At 65.5% G+C, this 16,802-nt stretch carries 19 protein-coding genes; 11 read left to right on the forward strand and 8 right to left on the reverse strand.

The features are described from left to right. The first annotated feature begins 1 nt into the window (after position 1). The 4 genes from ACOXXX_RS16085 to ACOXXX_RS16100 all read left to right on the forward strand — a co-directional run bounded on the left by ACOXXX_RS16085 (position 2) and on the right by ACOXXX_RS16100 (position 3,458). Positions 2 to 1,114, forward strand: a complete 1,113-nt coding sequence (locus ACOXXX_RS16085) for an S-(hydroxymethyl)glutathione dehydrogenase/class III alcohol dehydrogenase (RefSeq protein WP_422826889.1) — start codon at positions 2 to 4, stop codon at positions 1,112 to 1,114. A gap of 125 nt (positions 1,115 to 1,239) precedes the next feature. Further along, positions 1,240 to 1,722 carry a GNAT family N-acetyltransferase gene (locus ACOXXX_RS16090; RefSeq protein ID WP_422827628.1) on the forward strand — a complete coding sequence of 161 codons (483 nt, stop codon included), beginning with the start codon at positions 1,240 to 1,242 and terminating at the stop codon, positions 1,720 to 1,722. Positions 1,723 to 1,752: 30 nt separating this feature from the next. After that, positions 1,753 to 2,466: an NYN domain-containing protein gene (locus tag ACOXXX_RS16095; RefSeq protein ID WP_422827629.1), complete on the forward strand. Its 714-nt coding sequence runs from the start codon at positions 1,753 to 1,755 to the stop codon at positions 2,464 to 2,466. Positions 2,467 to 2,630: 164 nt separating this feature from the next. After that, entirely contained in the window at positions 2,631 to 3,458 is an 828-nt protein-coding gene (locus ACOXXX_RS16100) for a cobalamin B12-binding domain-containing protein (protein ID WP_422827630.1), read from the forward strand. On the opposite strand, the gene ACOXXX_RS16105 is transcribed toward ACOXXX_RS16100, so the two are convergent. After that, the gene (locus ACOXXX_RS16105; protein WP_422827631.1) at positions 3,425 to 4,063 is read right to left on the reverse strand and encodes a TetR/AcrR family transcriptional regulator; all 639 of its coding nucleotides are present in this window, start codon (positions 4,061 to 4,063) and stop codon (positions 3,425 to 3,427) included. The two genes, ACOXXX_RS16100 and ACOXXX_RS16105, sit on opposite strands and share 34 nt — an antisense overlap. A gap of 64 nt (positions 4,064 to 4,127) precedes the next feature. After that, complete coding sequence (locus tag ACOXXX_RS16110) at positions 4,128 to 4,274, reverse strand: hypothetical protein (protein ID WP_422827632.1); 147 nt, start codon at positions 4,272 to 4,274, stop codon at positions 4,128 to 4,130. 159 nt (positions 4,275 to 4,433) lie between these two features. On the opposite strand from ACOXXX_RS16110, the gene mbfA reads away from it, so the two are divergent. The 6 genes from mbfA (at position 4,434) to ACOXXX_RS16140 (ending at position 9,402) form a co-directional block, all read left to right on the forward strand. Then, positions 4,434 to 5,408 carry an iron exporter MbfA gene (gene mbfA, locus ACOXXX_RS16115; protein WP_422827633.1) on the forward strand — a complete coding sequence of 325 codons (975 nt, stop codon included), beginning with the start codon at positions 4,434 to 4,436 and terminating at the stop codon, positions 5,406 to 5,408. Between the two features lie 122 nt (positions 5,409 to 5,530). Further along, a complete protein-coding gene (locus ACOXXX_RS16120) occupies positions 5,531 to 6,460 on the forward strand; it encodes an AEC family transporter (RefSeq protein ID WP_422827634.1) in 930 nt (309 codons plus the stop codon). Positions 6,461 to 6,522: 62 nt separating this feature from the next. Next, entirely contained in the window at positions 6,523 to 7,353 is an 831-nt protein-coding gene (fghA, locus tag ACOXXX_RS16125) for an S-formylglutathione hydrolase (RefSeq protein ID WP_422827635.1), read from the forward strand. Then, positions 7,350 to 7,799 carry a YaiI/YqxD family protein gene (locus ACOXXX_RS16130; RefSeq protein WP_422827636.1) on the forward strand — a complete coding sequence of 150 codons (450 nt, stop codon included), beginning with the start codon at positions 7,350 to 7,352 and terminating at the stop codon, positions 7,797 to 7,799. Before fghA ends, ACOXXX_RS16130 begins: the two co-directional genes overlap by 4 nt. Positions 7,800 to 7,867: 68 nt before the next feature. After that, positions 7,868 to 8,488: an HAD family hydrolase gene (locus ACOXXX_RS16135; RefSeq protein ID WP_422827637.1), complete on the forward strand. Its 621-nt coding sequence runs from the start codon at positions 7,868 to 7,870 to the stop codon at positions 8,486 to 8,488. Continuing rightward, positions 8,485 to 9,402, forward strand: coding sequence for an alpha/beta fold hydrolase (locus tag ACOXXX_RS16140; protein ID WP_422827638.1), 918 nt, complete (start codon positions 8,485 to 8,487; stop codon positions 9,400 to 9,402). Before ACOXXX_RS16135 ends, ACOXXX_RS16140 begins: the two co-directional genes overlap by 4 nt. A 5-nt stretch (positions 9,403 to 9,407) precedes the next feature. Here ACOXXX_RS16140 and ACOXXX_RS16145 read toward each other — a convergent pair whose 3' ends face one another. Further along, complete coding sequence (locus ACOXXX_RS16145; RefSeq protein ID WP_422827639.1) at positions 9,408 to 10,646, reverse strand: MFS transporter; 1,239 nt, start codon at positions 10,644 to 10,646, stop codon at positions 9,408 to 9,410. A gap of 193 nt (positions 10,647 to 10,839) precedes the next feature. On the opposite strand from ACOXXX_RS16145, the gene zapE reads away from it, so the two are divergent. Next, positions 10,840 to 11,895, forward strand: a complete 1,056-nt coding sequence (gene zapE, locus ACOXXX_RS16150) for a cell division protein ZapE (protein WP_422827640.1) — start codon at positions 10,840 to 10,842, stop codon at positions 11,893 to 11,895. 369 nt (positions 11,896 to 12,264) lie between these two features. On the opposite strand, the gene ACOXXX_RS16155 is transcribed toward zapE, so the two are convergent. The 5 genes from ACOXXX_RS16155 to ACOXXX_RS16175 all read right to left on the reverse strand — a co-directional run bounded on the left by ACOXXX_RS16155 (position 12,265) and on the right by ACOXXX_RS16175 (position 16,761). Then, positions 12,265 to 12,837 carry a LysM peptidoglycan-binding domain-containing protein gene (locus ACOXXX_RS16155; RefSeq protein ID WP_422827641.1) on the reverse strand — a complete coding sequence of 191 codons (573 nt, stop codon included), beginning with the start codon at positions 12,835 to 12,837 and terminating at the stop codon, positions 12,265 to 12,267. A 24-nt stretch (positions 12,838 to 12,861) separates the two neighbouring features. Next, positions 12,862 to 13,449, reverse strand: a complete 588-nt coding sequence (locus ACOXXX_RS16160; RefSeq protein ID WP_422827642.1) for a rhodanese-like domain-containing protein — start codon at positions 13,447 to 13,449, stop codon at positions 12,862 to 12,864. Between the two features lie 133 nt (positions 13,450 to 13,582). Beyond that, positions 13,583 to 14,890, reverse strand: coding sequence for a bifunctional folylpolyglutamate synthase/dihydrofolate synthase (locus ACOXXX_RS16165; protein ID WP_422827643.1), 1,308 nt, complete (start codon positions 14,888 to 14,890; stop codon positions 13,583 to 13,585). Continuing rightward, positions 14,887 to 15,792 (reverse strand): acetyl-CoA carboxylase, carboxyltransferase subunit beta, encoded by a 906-nt coding sequence (accD, locus tag ACOXXX_RS16170; RefSeq protein WP_422827644.1) that lies wholly within the window; start codon positions 15,790 to 15,792, stop codon positions 14,887 to 14,889. Before accD ends, ACOXXX_RS16165 begins: the two co-directional genes overlap by 4 nt. A gap of 69 nt (positions 15,793 to 15,861) precedes the next feature. After that, a complete protein-coding gene (locus ACOXXX_RS16175; protein WP_422827645.1) occupies positions 15,862 to 16,761 on the reverse strand; it encodes a lysostaphin resistance A-like protein in 900 nt (299 codons plus the stop codon). Positions 16,762 to 16,802: the final 41 nt, after the last annotated feature.

Here is a 16,802-nt window from a genome sequence, read left to right on the forward strand (position 1 = left end):
CATGCGCACGAGAGCTGCCGTGGCCTTAGAGGCCGGGAAACCGTTGGAAGTGATGGAGGTGAACCTCGAGGGTCCGAAGGCGGGCGAGGTTCTGGTGGAGATCAAGGCGACGGGCCTGTGCCACACCGATGAATTCACCCGGTCGGGCGACGACCCCGAGGGTATCTTTCCCGCCATCCTGGGCCACGAGGGCGCGGGCGTGGTGATGGAGGTGGGCGAGGGCGTGACCTCGCTGAAGCCCGGCGATCACGTCATTCCGCTCTACACCCCCGAATGCCGCGAATGCGAATACTGCCTCAGCGGCAAGACCAACCTCTGCCAGGCGATCCGCAGCACGCAAGGCGAGGGCCTGCTGCCCGACGGCACCACGCGGTTCTCGATGCTGGATGGCACGCCGATCCACCATTACATGGGCTGCTCGACCTTCGCCAACCACACCGTGGTGCCGGAGATCGCGCTGGCCAAGGTGCGCGAGGACGCGCCCTTCGACAAGATCTGCTACATCGGCTGTGGTGTGACCACCGGCATCGGCGCGGTGATCAACACCGCCAAGGCCGAGATCGGCTGCCGCGGCGTGGTCTTCGGGCTGGGCGGCATCGGGCTCAACGTGATCCAGGGGCTGCGGCTGGCGGGCGCCGACCAGATCGTCGGGGTCGACCTCAACGACGACAAGGAAGAGATGGCGCGCCGCTTCGGCATGACCGATTTCGTGAACCCCAAGAACGTCGAGGGCGACATGGTCGCGCACCTGGTCGAACTGACCAAGGGCGGGGCGGATTACACCTTTGACGCGACGGGCAACGTCGGCGTGATGCGCACGGCGCTGGAATGCGCGCACAAGGGCTGGGGCACCTCCGTGATCATCGGCGTGGCGCCTGCGGGGGCCGAGATCTCGACCCGGCCGTTCCAGCTGGTGACCGGCCGCAACTGGCGCGGCACGGCCTTTGGCGGCGCTAAGGGCCGGACGGATGTGCCGAAGATCGTCGACTGGTACATGGACGGCAAGATCGAGATCGACCCGATGATCACCCACAAGCTGAGCCTCGACGAGATCAACCACGGCTTCGACCTCATGCACGAAGGCAAATCCATCCGCGCCGTGGTGGAGTTCTGAGACCTTTCGTTGGGAAGGCAGCAGGGGCCGTCGCAGCGATGCGGCGGCCCTTTTCGCACCAGACCCGTGTCGCAAAGATGCAAGGCAGGCATGGTGCCGGGACATGAGTCAACGGGACAGACGCTGTGATCCGGGAATTTGAACAAACCGACGCCGACGCGCTCTGGGCGCTGCTGAAGCCGGTGTTCCGCGCGGGCGACACGTACACCATCAATCCGGACATCAGCCGCGCGGACGCCTTGGCCTACTGGTGCGGTCCGGGTCGACGTGTGTTTGTCCTGGAAGAGGCCGGAGATGTGCTGGGCACCTACTACCTCGTGCGCAATCAGGGCGGCGGCGGGGCGCATGTCTGCAACTGCGGCTTCGTCACCGATCCGGTGGCGCGCGGGCGCGGTCTGGCGCGGGCCATGCTGGCTCATGCGCTTGAGGCCGCACAGGTCGCAGGCTTTCGGGCGATGCAGTTCAACTTTGTCGTCGCCACCAACACCCGTGCCATCGCCACGTGGGAGCGGGCCGGTTTCGACGTCGTCGGACGCCTGCCCGGCGCCTTCCATCATCCGCGGCACGGCTATGTCGACGCGCTGGTGATGTACCGGTCTCTGGTCTAGAAGGGGCGAAACCCGCCCGAAGGAGGCCCCATGCCCGACGATACCAAACTGCTGGCGGTGCTGATCGACGCCGACAACACCTCGCCGAAATACACCAAGGCGATCTTTGACGAAATCGCCGCCCTGGGCGAGGCGTCGGTGCGGCGCTGCTATGGTGACTTTTCCAGCCAGCAGATGGCCGGATGGTCCAAGGTGCAGGCGGAATTCGGTCTGGTCCCGCATCACCAGCCCGCCAACACCGTCGGCAAGAACGCCAGCGACATCGCGCTGGTGATCGACGCGATGGACCTGATGCATTCCGGCCGCTTCGACGGTTTCGTGCTGGTCAGTTCCGACAGCGACTTTACCCGCCTGGCCAGCCGCATCCGCGAACAGGGGCTCGATGTGTTCGGCATGGGCATGCAGAAAACCCCAGACGCCTTCCGCAAGGCATGCAAGCGATTCATCTTTCTGGAGAACCTCGATGGCGCGCCCGAGGCCGGGTCGAAAGGTCCGACCCAGAAGGCCGAAGGCAAGAATCTCGAAGAGGCCCGCAACCTGATCTTCAAGGCGATGGATGCCATCGAGCAGGAGGATGAGTGGTACACCCTGGGCCAGCTGGGCCAGTTCCTGACCACCGCCAATCCCGACTTTGACACCCGCACCTATGGCAAGCGCAAGCTGAGCGATCTGGTCGGCGACCTCAAGGTATTCGAGACAAAACGCAGTTCCGGCAACCAGTTACTGGTGCGTCGGGTCGACTGATCCACTGCTGCCGCCAAAAAGTGTCAACCTCGAAGCGTCATGTTTTGTTGACACTTTCTGTGATAATTATTGACTCAAGTACCACCCTGACGCGATGGTCTGAAGCCTGAGGCGGCGCTGTCACTGATCGGGATTCCCGTGGGCGGCGCCGGGGGGGATCATCCATGACGGACCAGCCCACTTCGACCGAACGCCATCAGAGCGTGGTCGACGGGGACGCCGGGCAGTCATTGCCCGAGGCCCTGCTTTTCGACCTTGCGAAGGAAGTGATCAGCCATCTGACGGACTGGTCGCGTCGGCCGACGGTTGCACGAATCGATCCGGTGCGCCTGCGGGTCGTGCCGAATATCGATGTGCTGTGCCGCGCTCTAGTGGGGCGAGATGCGGATGCGCCGCGCCGGATCATCCTCGACGCGCATGAAAACGGCGCCTCGCACGAGGAAATCTGCCTGGGCTACATCGCGCCCGCGGCCTATCGCCTTGGAGAGATGTGGGAGGAGGACGAGGTGACCTTTGCCGACATGGCAGTGGCCACCGGTCGGCTTCTGGTGCTGTTGCGCACCCTGCGCGAACTGGTGACCCCGGCACCGCAACGCGGCGCAAGATGTGCGCTGATCGCCACCGTCCCGGACGAGACCCATTCCATCGGCGCCACGATGGCGGCCGACCTGCTGCGCGACCGCGGCTGGGACATCGACCTGCGGCTGGGCAAGACCGAGTCGGAACTGGTCGATCTGCTCCGGCGCGGGGGCTATCCGATCATCGGGCTGTCGGCGGCCACGCCAGAGCGTGTGCGCGGCGTGGCCCGCACGGTGGTGGAGCTGCGGCTGATGGCGCCGAACGTGCTCATTCTGATTAGCGGCGGACTGGCGGCGATCGACCGCCACATTGCCGACAGGGTGGGGGCCGATGCCGCTGCGCACGGCATGGAGAACGCGCTGGAAGAGATGGAGCGGCTTTACGCCATGTTGCCTGCGTCTGTGGCGCCGTAGCGCGCCAGGAAGGTGTCCAGCGCGCCATCGATCACCCGCTCGATCTCGGCCTCTTCAAAGCTGTCGCGGATGCCGAAAACCAGTTTGGGCCAGAGGTCGGCCTTGCAAAGCTCGGCAAACTGGTCGGCGGCCAGATCGCAGTCATCTGTCACCAGTTCGCCCCGGGCGATGGCCTTGTCGAGGTAGCTGACCATCGCGGCGCGCATCGTCATCGGGCCGCTTTGGTAGAATTGCCGCCCCAGTTCGGGAAACCGGTCGGCCTCGGCCACGCAGATGCGAAAAATCCGCTGCCCCATGTCCGAGAGAATGAACCCCAGGAAAGACCGCGCCACCTGCCGTAGCACGACGCGCGGCGGCTGGGTCATGTCGACGGTTTGCAGCGTCTCGTCGGCCTGGCGACAGCACTGATGCGACGCCACTTCGAGAAACAGCAGCCGCTTGTCGGGGAAATAGCTGTAGAGCGTCGCCTTCGACACGCCTGCAGCCCGGGCAATGTCATCCACACTGGCCCCTTCGAACCCGTCGCGCATGAAGATTTCACGCGCGCCGTCAAGCACTTGATCGAATTTCCGGCCCTTGCGGACCTTGGCCGCGGTCGCGGTCATGCTTGCCCTCCCCTGTGGTGATCCGACTATAGACTGGTCGGTTCAGTTTGGGCAAGCGATGCCGTTACTGCCCCTGGGTGGACACCGTTTCGGTCTGCACGACGGGCTGCGGTTCGGGGAAGTCCATGCGCGGCAGCTCGAAGACGATGTTCTGCGCCATCGCGGGGCCGGTGATCAGAGCAAGAACAAGCGGGGCAATCCAGCGGGACATTGCGGTCTCCTTTCAGGGTTCTGAACTGTTCTGTTCACCTATCTAAACCGTTCGGTTCAGTTCGGCAAGATGCTTCTGAACTGAGCGGTTCACTTTTTCCGATTGAACTGCATCGTCCTGCGCTTAGATTAGAACCGTTCTAATCTACCGGAGGCGATCATGCGGTTCCTGACCCAGCGCAAGCATTTCAAGGATCTCAGCGAACAAGAGGTGCTGGCGCTCGCCATTTCATCCGAAGAAGACGACGCTCGCATCTACCGCAGCTATGCCGAAACGCTGCGCGGCGAATATCCCGATACCGCGCGCGTGTTTGAAGGCATGGCGGCAGAGGAAGATGGCCACCGCGCCGCCCTGATCGACCTGCACCGTGCGCGTTTTGGCGATGTCATCCCGCTGATCCGTCGTGAACACGTGGCAGGCTACTATGCCCGCCGCCCGGTCTGGCTGGTCCAGAACCTCGGGATCGAGCGTATCCGCGACGAGGCCGAGGCGATGGAACGCGAGGCCGAACATTTCTACCACACCGCCGCACAGCGCAGCACAGACGCCGCCACGCGCAAGCTGTTGGGGGATCTGGCCTCGGCCGAAGCCGGGCACCAGGACCGTGCGGGCGATCTGGTCAAGGAACACCTCGATGAGGACAGCCGCGAGGCCGAGGATCGCACCGCAAAGCGGCAGTTCCTGCTGACCTGGGTGCAGCCGGGGCTGGCGGGGCTGATGGACGGGTCGGTGTCGACCCTGGCGCCGATCTTCGCCACCGCCTTTGCCACGCAGGACACCTGGACGACCTTCCTCGTTGGCCTCGCCGCCAGCGTCGGCGCGGGCATTTCCATGGGCTTTACCGAAGCGGCGTCGGATGACGGCGAACTGTCGGGGCGCGGCTCTCCGCTCAAGCGTGGGCTTGCGTCGGGCGTGATGACAACGCTGGGCGGGCTGGGCCATGCGCTGCCCTACCTGATCCCGCATTTCTGGACCGCCACGATCATCGCCATGATCGTCGTCTTCGTGGAGCTTTGGGCCATCGCCTGGATTCAGAACCGCTATATGCAGACGCCGTTCTTCCGCGCGGCGTTCCAGGTGGTTCTGGGCGGCGCGCTGGTTCTGGCAGCCGGTGTGATGATCGGATCGGGCTGACGCGCTTCACCCTCTCTCAAGAGGGCCGAATTCGGGCCGCGCGCGCAACAGCGCCGCGCGGTCTTTCGGTTTGCGCGGGCTTGCCGATTGACGGCCCCGCCGCGGCTGCCTAACAAGCTGCAATGCTTGAAATCTTCCTCAAGACACTGCCGTTCTTCGCGCTGATCGGCCTGGGCTACGGCGCCGGGCGCACCCGCTTTTTCACCGAGGAAGCCACCGCCTATCTGACCAAGTTCGTGTTTTACTTTGCGCTGTCGGCGATGCTGTTCCGATTTTCGGCCAACCTGTCGATCTCGGAAATTTTCGACGCACGGCTGGCCATGGCCTACCTCTGGGGCACGGCCTTTACCTATGGCATCGCGATGATCGTGGCCTTCATGCGCGGCCTCAAGGTCGAAACCGCCGCGATCGAGGCGCAGTGCGCGGCCATCGGCAACACCGGGTTTCTGGGCGTGCCGATGCTGGCGCTGCTGTTGGGGCAGGCGGCGGTGGGACCGATCATCCTTGTGCTGGCCATCGACCTCATCGTCTTTTCCTCGTTGCTGGTGATCCTCGTGACCGGGTCGCGCGACGGGCGCATGTCGGCGGCGGTGCTGCGGACGGTGGGGCTGGGCCTGATCAAGAACCCGATGATCGTGTCGATCGTGCTGGGGCTTGCGGTCTCGGCCACCGGGTTGCCGATCCCGGGTCCGGTGAACGAATTTCTGGCCACTCTGGGCAATGCCGCCACGCCCGGCGCGCTTTTTGCCATCGGCGCGTCGCTGGCGAGCAAATCCGCCGAGCGGCTGCAGATCGCCGGCTGGCTGAGCTTTTGCAAACTCATCATACACCCGCTTCTGGTCGCTGCCGGGGCTTATCTTTTCTTCCCTGTGGATGCGTTCCAGGCGGCGGTCGTGGTGTCTGCCGCGGCGCTGCCGGTGGCGGGCAACGTGTTCATCCTGGCGCAGCACTACAACCTCGCGCCACAGCGGGTATCGGCGGCGATCCTGATTTCGACCGCGGCCAGCATTCTGACCGTCAGTGCAGTGATTGCCCTTGTGACGGCACCCTAACGGAGGGGTTGTCGCCTGCTATGGGCCGGGGTAGCCATGCCGCAATAGCAAGGAGCGATCCGATGAAAACCATATCCGAAAACATCTGCCACGGCGGCACGCAGGGCGTCTACACTCACGCGTCAAAGGCCACCGGCGGCGACATGACCTTTGGTCTTTTCCTGCCCGAAGAGGCGAAACTGGGCGAGGTGCCGGTGCTTTGGTATCTCTCGGGCCTGACCTGCACCCATGAAAACGCCATGACCAAGGCCGGCGCTCAGGGCTGGGCCGCCGAACAGGGAATTGCTTTGGTCTTTCCCGACACAAGTCCGCGCGGCGACGATGTCGCCGATGACGAGGCGTATGATCTGGGCAAGGGGGCGGGCTTTTACGTCAACGCCACGCAGGACCCGTGGAAGCCGCATTTCCAGATGTGGGACTACGTGGCCGAGGAACTGCCCGCGCTGCTGGGGGCGGAGTTTGCCATCGACCTCGACCGCCAGTCGATCACCGGCCATTCCATGGGCGGACACGGCGCGCTGACGCTGGCGATGGCGCATCCCGGGCGGTTCAAATCCGTATCGGCCTTTGCGCCCATCGCCAACCCGACGCAAAGCGACTGGGGCAAGAAACAGCTGGGCGCTTATCTGGGCGACGATACCGGCCAGTGGGCCAAGCATGACGCCAGCCTTCAGATGGCCGAGGTCGGATTCGACGGGCCGGTGCTGATCGATCAGGGCGACAGCGACAATTTCCTTGATCTGCTCAAGCCCGAGGCGCTGGCGCATGCGATGATGGCCCGTCGTCAGGACGGGGTGTTCCGGATGCAGAAAGGCTATGACCACAGCTATTTCTTCATCTCGACCTTCATGGAAGATCACGTCGTCTTTGCCGCCGAGGCGCTTTACGCGTGAGCGCGGTCTATGTCGATGCCGACGCCTGCCCGGTCAAGCAAGAGGCCGAGCGGGTGGCGACACGGCACGGGCTGACGCTTTATATCGTGTCGAACGGCGGGCTGCGCCCGTCGCGCAACCCGCTGGTGCAGGTGGTGGTGGTCCCAGAGGGCCCGGACGTGGCCGACATGTGGATTGCCGACCGCGCGGGCGCAGGGGACGTGGTGATCACCGGGGATATTCCCTTGGCCGCGCGCTGTGTGGAAAACGGCGCGCGCGTGCTCAAGCACAATGGCGAGGCGCTGACCGAGGCCAATATCGGGCAGGTGCTGGCCACGCGCGACCTGATGGCCGACCTGCGCGCCGCCGATCCGTTCCGGCAGGGCGGCGGCAAAGGCTTTACAAAGGCCGATCGCTCCCGTTTTCTGGACGCGCTTGAGCGGGAAATTCGCGCGGCGGTGAGGTAGCCGTTTTCTTGTAAAGAAAACAGGTCGGAAAATTCGAATTTTCCGGGTCCAGGCGGTGAGGGCAGGACATGCGGCCAGAGGTGGTGATCTTCGACATCGGCAACGTGCTGATCGCATGGCAGCCCGAACGCTACTATGACCGCGTGATCGGCCCGGACCGTCGGCGCGCTCTATTCGCCGAGGTCGATCTGCACGACATGAACGAGGCGGTCGACCGGGGCGCCGATTTCCGCGAAACGGTCTATGCCTGTGCCGAAGCCTATCCGCACTGGCGCGATGAAATCCGTATGTGGCACGACAATTGGCTTGAGCTTGCGACGCCTGCGATCCCCCGTTCCGTCCGGCTGTTGCGGGCCCTGCGCGCCCAGGGTGTTCCGGTCTTTGCCCTGACCAATTTCGGCGTCGGCACCTTTGCGCTGGCCGAGCTCGCCTATCCCTTTCTGACCGAATTCGACCGGCGCTATATCTCGGGCCAGATGCAGGTCACCAAGCCGGATGCCGAGATTTATGCCCGGGTCGAAGCGGATTGCGGCATCGCACCCGAGGCGCTGCTGTTCACCGATGACCGTGCCGACAACATCGCCACCGCCTCCGGGCGCGGCTGGCAAACGCATCTCTTCGAGGGGCCCGACGGCTGGGCGCAATGCCTTGTGTCCGTGGGCCTTTTGTCCGAGGCAGGGGCGGCATGACCGCGCTTTGGCTGGCCCTTGCCGGGCTGGCCGCAGCCGGTGCTGCCGCGCCGGTCATTTCAGAAATGCGCCGCCGCCCCGTGGATGCCGCCCGGCGCAAGGCCGCGCCGGGGCGGTTTGCCAAACTGTCACAAGGCCTCACCCACTACCGCTGGGTCGGGCCGCCGGAGGGCCCGGTCGCGGTCTGCGTGCACGGTCTGACCACGCCGTCTTTCGTCTGGGACGGGGTGGCGCAGGCGCTGGTTGCTCATGGCTACAGGGTGCTGGTCTACGATCTTTACGGGCGCGGCTATTCCGCCCGCCCCACAGGTGCGCAGACGCCCGAATTCTTCACCACGCAACTGCGCGATCTGCTGGATCATCTGGGCGTGCAGCGGGATGTCACCCTGCTCGGCTATTCCATGGGGGGTGTGATCGGCGCCGCCTTTGCCGACAGCCACGGCGCACGGCTGCGGCGACTGATCCTGCTGGCGCCTGCGGGGCTGGGCCATGCGCCCGACGCGCTGACCCGCTGGGCGATGGACTGGCGCGGGATCGGCGACTGGGCTTTTCACCTCGGCTTTCCCCGCGCCTTCCGCCGCGCTGTCGCGGCAGAGCGGGGCCTGCCGTCTTCGGTGCCGGACATCTGTGACCAGCAACTGGCGCAGCTTGAAACCCGCGGCTATGTGCGCGCGGTGCTGTCGAGCCTGCGCGGGTGCCTGCGCCGCCCGATCCCCGACATCCACCGGCGTCTGGCGCAGAGCGGCCTGCCGGTCGTGGCGATCTGGGGACAGGACGACAAGGTGATCCCTCTGGACGCGATGGACCGGCTGGCGCAGCTGAACCCGCAGGCCCGGCAAGAGGTGATCGCGGGCGCAGGGCACGGACTGCCCTACACCCACACCGACGCGGTGGCGCATGTGCTGCCCGGCTGAGCCGATCAGGCCGCCATCGGCACCGGCGTGCGACGTTCGCGCACCGGCAGGTGCACGATCGCGCTCAGCGCACCGACGCCCACGCCGATCCACCAAACCGCGCTATATCCGCCCGTCAGGTCATACATCCGCCCGCCCAGCCAGACGCCCATGAAGCTGCCCAGCTGGTGCGAAAAGAAGACGATGCCGTAAAGCGTTGCAAGGTAGCGCAGCCCGAAGATATAGCCGATCAGCCCAGCCGTCAGCGGCACCGTTGCCAGCCACAGCGCACCCATTACGGCCGAGAAAACCAGCACGCTGAGCGGCGTGATCGGCAGCAGGATGAACACCGCCCCCGCGATGGTGCGACCCACGTAGATGCCCGCCAGCAGGTATTTCTTGGGCCAGCGGTTGCCCGCCCAGCCCGCCGCCAGCGTGCCCGCGATGTTCGCCAGCCCGATGAGCGAGATCGCTACCGCCCCCAGGGCCGAGGTCGTGGTGATCCCCAGCCCGTGCAGCACCCCGCCGGGCGCGATGGGGCCGCACATCTCGGTCACGAAGGCCGGAAAATGTGCGGTGATGAAGCCCAGCTGATAGCCGCAGCTGAAAAATCCGATGAAGATCAGCGCATAGGACGGATTGCGCACCGCCCGGCCCAGGATTTGGCCCAGCGTTTCCTCAAGCTCGGTCGTGCTGGCCTGCGGCGCCTTCATCAGTGGCAGGGTGAGCAGCACCAGCAGGATCGCGGCGGCGAAGACCAGAAACACCGACTGCCAGGTCATGAACCCCAGCATCCATTCCGCCACCGGCGCGCCAAAGACCTGGCCCGCGCTGCCCGCCGCCGTGGCGATAGCGAGGCTCATGGAGCGGTTTTCGTCGCTGCTGGCGCGGCCCACCACGGCGAGGATAACACCGAACCCGGTGCCCGCGATGCCAAAGCCCACGAGCACCTCGTAAAGCTGATGCGCCTCGGGGGTGACGGCAAAGGACGACAGCACCAGCCCCACCGCATAGACCACGCCGCCCAGCAGGATCGCCTTGCGGTCGCCGATCCGTTCGGCCAGCGCACCGAAGATCGGCTGCCCGATGCCCCAGGCGAGGTTCTGGATCGCGATGGCCAGGCTAAATTCCGCCCGCAGCCAGCCGAATTCGCTGGCGATGGGGATCTGGAAGACGCCGAAACTGGCCCGGATCGCAAAGGACACCAGGATGATCACGCATCCGACGATCAAAACGGGGTTCACTAGGGTGCGGGGGTGGTCCACAACAGGCTCCTTGCCTGCAACGTTTTACCAGCAGTGAAGACGGCGTAAAGGGCTGTGATTATGCGGATGGATTACATTTGTTGCGGGACAGGCAGGTAGGTTGAAAACCCACCCTACGGCGCAGGGCGGGTGTTCAAGGCGATCGCGCCCTGCGCGCCCTACACAAATGCCGCGCGGCGCGGTATGCGGGGGCATGAGCACTGTGCAGGACCTTTACGACACCCGCGTGGCCCAGGGCGCGCTGATCCGCGATGCGGCGCAGGAGGCGGCGCTGCCCGAGCTGGAGCGGATCCGCGCCGCCGTCGCGCAGCCCGCGAAGAAGGGGCTGTTCCGCAAGGCGCCGGAGCCGCCCAAGGGCCTCTATCTTTGGGGCGGCGTCGGGCGCGGAAAGTCGATGATCATGGATCTTTTCGTGGAAACGCTCGACGTGCCCGCGCGCCGGGTGCATTTCCACGCCTTTATGCAGGACATGCACGCCGGCATGCATGCAGAGCGCAAGAAGGGCACCGAGGATGTGATCCGACCGGTGGCGAAGAAGGTCAGCGACAGCGTCAAGGTGCTGGCCTTCGACGAAATGCAGATCACCGACATCACCGACGCCATGATCGTCGGGCGGCTGTTCGAGCAGTTGATGGCGGCGGGCTGCGTGATCGTCACCACCTCGAACCGGGTGCCCGACGATCTTTACAAGGACGGGCTGAACCGGCAGCTGTTCCTGCCCTTCATCGAGCTGGTGAAAGAGCGGATGGTCGTGCACGAAATGGCGTCCGACAAGGATCATCGGCAGGAGCGGCTGGCGGGCGCGCAGGTCTATTTCACCCCCAACGGCCCAGAGGCCCGCGCCGAGATGGAGCGGGTCTGGCAAGAGCTGACCGACGGCCAGTCCGAAGAACTGGTGCTGCATGTGCAGGGCCGGGAACTGGTTCTGCCGCGCTACTGGAACGGTGTCGCGCGCGCCAGTTTCTACGACCTTTGCGGCAAGGCGCTGGGGCCTGCGGATTACCTCAAGCTGGCCGAAACCGTACGCGTGCTGATGATCGAGGGCATCCCGACGCTGGGCCGGTCGAACTTCAACGAGGCCAAGCGCTTTGTCACGCTGGTCGATGCGCTTTACGAGGCGAAGGTGCGGTTGATCGTGTCGGCGGCGGACGTACCGGAAATGCTCTATGTCGAAGGGGCGGGATCGTTCGAATTCGACCGCACCGCCAGCCGTCTGCGCGAAATGCAGGCTGACGGCTGGGGCGGCTGAGCGACGAGGCAGCTAAAAAAAAGGGGCCCCGAAGGACCCCTGAGACTGCTCATTATATCGGTTTTGCCTGTTGTCTTTCCGTGTCCGGAACCCGCCTTGGGCCCCGAAAGGCCGGTGACGGTGTTACCCGGATGTCCGCGTCGAAGACCGGTGCGGAATGCATCGCCGTGAGGGTCGTGATGTGCATTCTGTCCCGTTCCCCCTGTCCGCGCCGCCGTGCCAGTTGGCGCGGGCCTGCGGTGTGAAAGCACAATAGGCAGGATTTTGATCATGCGTCAACATATAGTGTTGACGTCCAGATATATTGTTCTAGCGCAGCGTATCGCAGATTCGCGGACGCCGGGTGCAAGCCGCTGAAAAGGCCGGGTTTCAGGGCTGCGGCAGGGTCAGGATCTGGCCCTCGCGCAAATCGTCGGGACGGGCCAGAATGGTCTGGTTCGCGGCGAAAAGCGGCCCGGTCATGTTGACGTCGCCATAGACCTGATCGGCGATGCTGACCAGCGTTTCGCCTGCGGCCACGCGGTAGGTCCGCGGAACCTGAGGTGCGGCGGGCACCGCCGTCAGGGAGCGTTGGACGATCCCGTGCAGCAGGCTGCCGGGATGGCCGGGGGCCGCACCCCGACCCGTCAGCGCGTTGAGCTGCGCCACGGTCGACCAGGTCATCTGCCGCATGTCGGGATCGGTGGCGTCGGTCGACGCGATCTGGGGACGCGGCGCGGGATCGGCCACGGGCGCCTGGCGGGTCGGTTCCGGCGCGGCCTCGAGCAGGACGCGCTGCGGGCCGGCCAGGTCTATCGCATCGGTCAGCGAAGGCGTGTCGCGGGTCACGGTCTGGGGCGGGATGGCGTCGTCGGCGGGGCGTGGCCGGGCACCGGGCTGCAGCACGATCAGCGCCAGGGTGACGCCGCAGAACCCCAGGACAAGAAGCACAAGACGGATCATGGCAGGCTCCGATCAGGCATGACGTCATCCCCCGCTTTGGGTGTTGAGGCCAAGCGCCGTCCATCCGGCAAGACCGGCGCGGTAGAAATGCAGCTTGTCCGCCGGGTAGCCCGCGTCGCGCAGGCTGCGGATGGCGCCTGCCGCAAGATCGCTGGCGGCGCTGTCGGCAAAGATCGCGAGGTCGAACGCGCCCGCACTTTCGGGCCCGTCAAGGCCAAGAGCGGCCAGCAGGTCCGATCGGTACGGATTGTCGGGCGTCAGGGTGGCTGCTGGAATGTTCACGGCGCCGGGAATGCTGGCGACGGCAAAGTCGGCGGCGGGCCGCACGTCGATCAGCAGCCCGGCCCCGGCAGCGACGCGATCCTCGAGGAAGGCGATGACCTCTAGCTCGGCCAGGGTGACGATGTCGGGGGAGATCTCAAGCGGCTGGACGCAGGCGGGCGGACAGGACGCGCCAGTGCTGCGGGTGATGCTGATCGTGGTGCCGTTGAGGGTGAAATCGCCGCTTGCGCGGTCAGCGGAAATCCGGGTGTCCTGCGCGGCCGCCGGGCTCACAAAAACCATCGCGGCCAAAAGCCGCCCCAGCGTCTTCAGGAACACTGCCCGCACCATTCCCTCGTCCCCAATTTCTTATTAGGGCAAACACGCGCCCATATTTATTAACGCAATATATAGTCGAGCATCGGGGAAGCGGTCAATATAGTGGGTGATGAAATAGTCAGTCTGCCGCCCTCGCGAACCCCTCTTATCCGTTCTCGCGCAGGATATGACCGGCCAGATAAAGCGATCCGCAGATGAGCACCCGTGCGGTCGGATCGTCGGCGGTGATGCGGCGCAGCGCGGTCGCCACGTCGGGCGCGATGTGGGCGGAAAGGGTCGCGGCGCGGGCGGCCTCGGCCGTCGCTTCGGCGGGCAGGGTGTTCTGTTCGCCGGGGATCGATACGGCGGTCAGGCTGTCCACCGTCTCTGCGAACGGCGCCATGTAGCCGCGCACGTCCTTGGTGTTGAGCATACCGCAAATAAGGTGTGTGGGCCGTCTGGGCAGGCTGGCCAGATGCCGGGCGATGGCCTGTCCGGCGGCGGGATTGTGACCGCCGTCGAGCCAGAGTTCGGCCCTTGGCGCGAGGTCGACCAGCGGCCCGGTGGCAAGACGCTGCATGCGGGCGGGCCAGAACGCGGTGGTCACCGCGGCCTCGCACGCGGCCTCGTCCGCGCCCAGGTGGCGCAGCGCCGCGAGGGCGGCCCCGGCGTTGTCGATCTGATGCGCGCCGGGCAGGTTGGGCAGGGGCAGGTCCAGAAGGCCGGTTTCGTCCTGAAACACCATGCGGCCCCGTTCGATGTCGACGTGCCAGTGCTGGCCCTGCGCCAGCAGCGGCGCATTCAGGCGGGCGGCCTGCGCTTCGATCACGGTCAGGGCGTCATCCTCTTGCGGGCCGACAATACAGGGCACGCCGCGCTTGAGGATCCCGGCCTTTTCAAAGGCGATCTTGGCCAGGGTTTCGCCCAGATACTGCTGATGATCGATCGAGACCGGGGTGATCACGGTCAGCGCGGGTGTGTCGATCACGTTTGTGGCGTCGAGCCTGCCGCCCAGGCCGACCTCGAGCAGGGTGTAGTCTGCCGGGGTACGGGAAAAGGCCAGAAGGGCTGCGGCGGTCGTGATCTCGAAATAGGTGATCTGCTGGCCGTCGTTGACGGCGTAGCAATCGTCAAGCGCCTGGGTCAGCGACTCTTCGGTGATGAGCGTGCCCGCAAGGCGGATGCGTTCATGAAAGCGCGCCAGATGCGGAGAGGTGTAGGCATGAACGCGCTTTCCCATCGCCTCGAGCCCGGCGCGGATCATCGCCTGGGTCGATCCCTTGCCGTTGGTGCCGGCGATGTGGATGACCGGGGGCAGCTTGCGTTCGGGATGATCCAATGCGGCCAGGATCCGCCACATGCGGTCCAGCGTCAGATCCATGACCTTGGGATGCAGGGCCATCATCCGTTCCAGGATGATGTCGGAATGCGGCGCCTGCTTATCCGCCCTTGCGGGCGTCTGCGCGGTGGTCATTCAGGTTTGACCGCGGCGACGTCCGGGGCGGGCAGATCGCCCGCGACCGGCGGCGGCATGTCCATCAGCATGCGGGTGATGCTGACAAGCTCTTCTTTCATCGCGCGACGGTCCGTGACGCGGTCGAGCATGCCGTGTTCCAGCAGGTATTCGGCGCGCTGGAACCCTTCGGGCAGCTTTTCGCGGATCGTCTGTTCGATCACCCGCGGCCCGGCAAAGCAGATGAGCGCGCCCGGCTCGGCGATCTGGATGTCGCCCAGCATCGCATAGGACGCGGTGACGCCGCCGGTGGTGGGGTGGGTCAGCACGACGATATAGGGCAGCCCCGCCTCTTGCAGCATCTGGATCGCGACGGTGGTGCGCGGCATCTGCATGAGGCTCAGGATGCCCTCTTGCATGCGCGCGCCGCCGGCGGCCGAGAACAGGATCAGCGGGCAGTTGAGCCGCACCGCCTCTTGCGCGGCGGCGATGATGGCGTTGCCGACATACATGCCCATGGACCCGGCCATGAAAGAAAAATCCTGCGCCGCGGCGACGATGGGCGTGCGCCCGATTTCGCCGCGCGCGACCAGCATCGCCTCTTTTTCCCCGCTGGCCTTTTGTGCGGCGCGCATCCGGTCGGGGTATTTCTTCTGATCGCGGAACTGCAGCGGATCGGGTGTCGGCTCGGGCACCGCCACCTCGGTGAAGATGCCGCCGTCGAAAAGCGCGATGAACCTGTCACGCGGGCGCAGGTTCATGTGGTGGTCGCAGTTGGTGCAGACGTTGAGGTTGTCGGACAGTTCGCGGTGAAACAGCATGGTGCCGCATTCATCGCATTTCGACCACAGGTTCTCGGGCACCTCGCGGCGCGAGAAGATCGAATTGATCCGTGGGCGGACGTAGTTGGAAATCCAGTTCATGGCGCGGCGGTCCCGGGCTGTTCGCTTGGCCGTCAGATAAGCCCGCAGCCCGGGAAATGCAATCGCGTGTCAGACCCGCAGAGCCAGCCGCGCGGTCAGCCAGCTGAGCCCGATCATTGCCGCATCCACCACCAGCAGCAGGCGCATCGCGTCTATGTCGGTCGTGGCGACAGGCAGGGTCGACAGGGCGAGGCCCGACATCTGCCCCTGCAGCGACACGAAGAGGATGGCGCTGGCGTTGTTGATGAAATGCACCGCCATAGCCGGGCCAAGGCTGCCGCTGCGGGCGGTCAGATCGGCCATCGCCACGCCGAAGACAAAGGCCCAGAGCGTGACGAGCCATGCGTTTTCGCCGAAAAGGTCGGGCGTATGGTGGCCAAGCGCAAACAGCGCCGAGGGCAGGACAAGCCAGACCGCGGGCGCCCTGAACCGGGCGGCTAGCTGGCTTTGCAGGTAGCCGCGAAAAAACAGCTCCTCCGCCCCGGTCTGAATCAGCAGGGCCGCAATCGACAGCGGCAGCAGGGTAAGCCACAGCCCCGGCGCGATGCCGGGGTCTGTCGGTCCGGGGAAATCCCAAGGCGGCAAAAGCAGGATCGCGCCGTGCAGGACAACCAGCGCCACCGCGACGCGCAGCCCCTGACCCAGCGGGCGCGCGCCGAAAAGGCTGCGCGCGCTGCGCTGATGCAGCAGGCGGGCGGCGCACAGGGTGCCGATGCCCAGGCCGCCTAGAAGCAGCAGCATCGCAAGCAGGCCCGCCGGTGTGTCGCCCGCATCGAACCCGGCCAGAAACGCGGCATAGGCGTCGGGCGACAGCATCGCGTGGGCCGCGCGAAAGACCATCTGCCCCAGGCTCAGCATCACGAAAAGCACCAGCGCCATGCCCAGAAGCAGCCGCCAGATCTGCGGCGCGGCGCGGGCCGGATCGGTCAGCGCGGCCTGCGGGGCGTAGGGATCTTGGGGGGCCTGCATGGCGGGCAGCCTTAGACCGCCCGGGCGGGCGGCTCAACCCC

The sequence above is a fragment of the Thalassococcus sp. BH17M4-6 genome, assembly GCF_049323015.1.
In the GTDB taxonomy this organism is placed as follows: Bacteria; Pseudomonadota; Alphaproteobacteria; order Rhodobacterales; family Rhodobacteraceae; genus Puniceibacterium.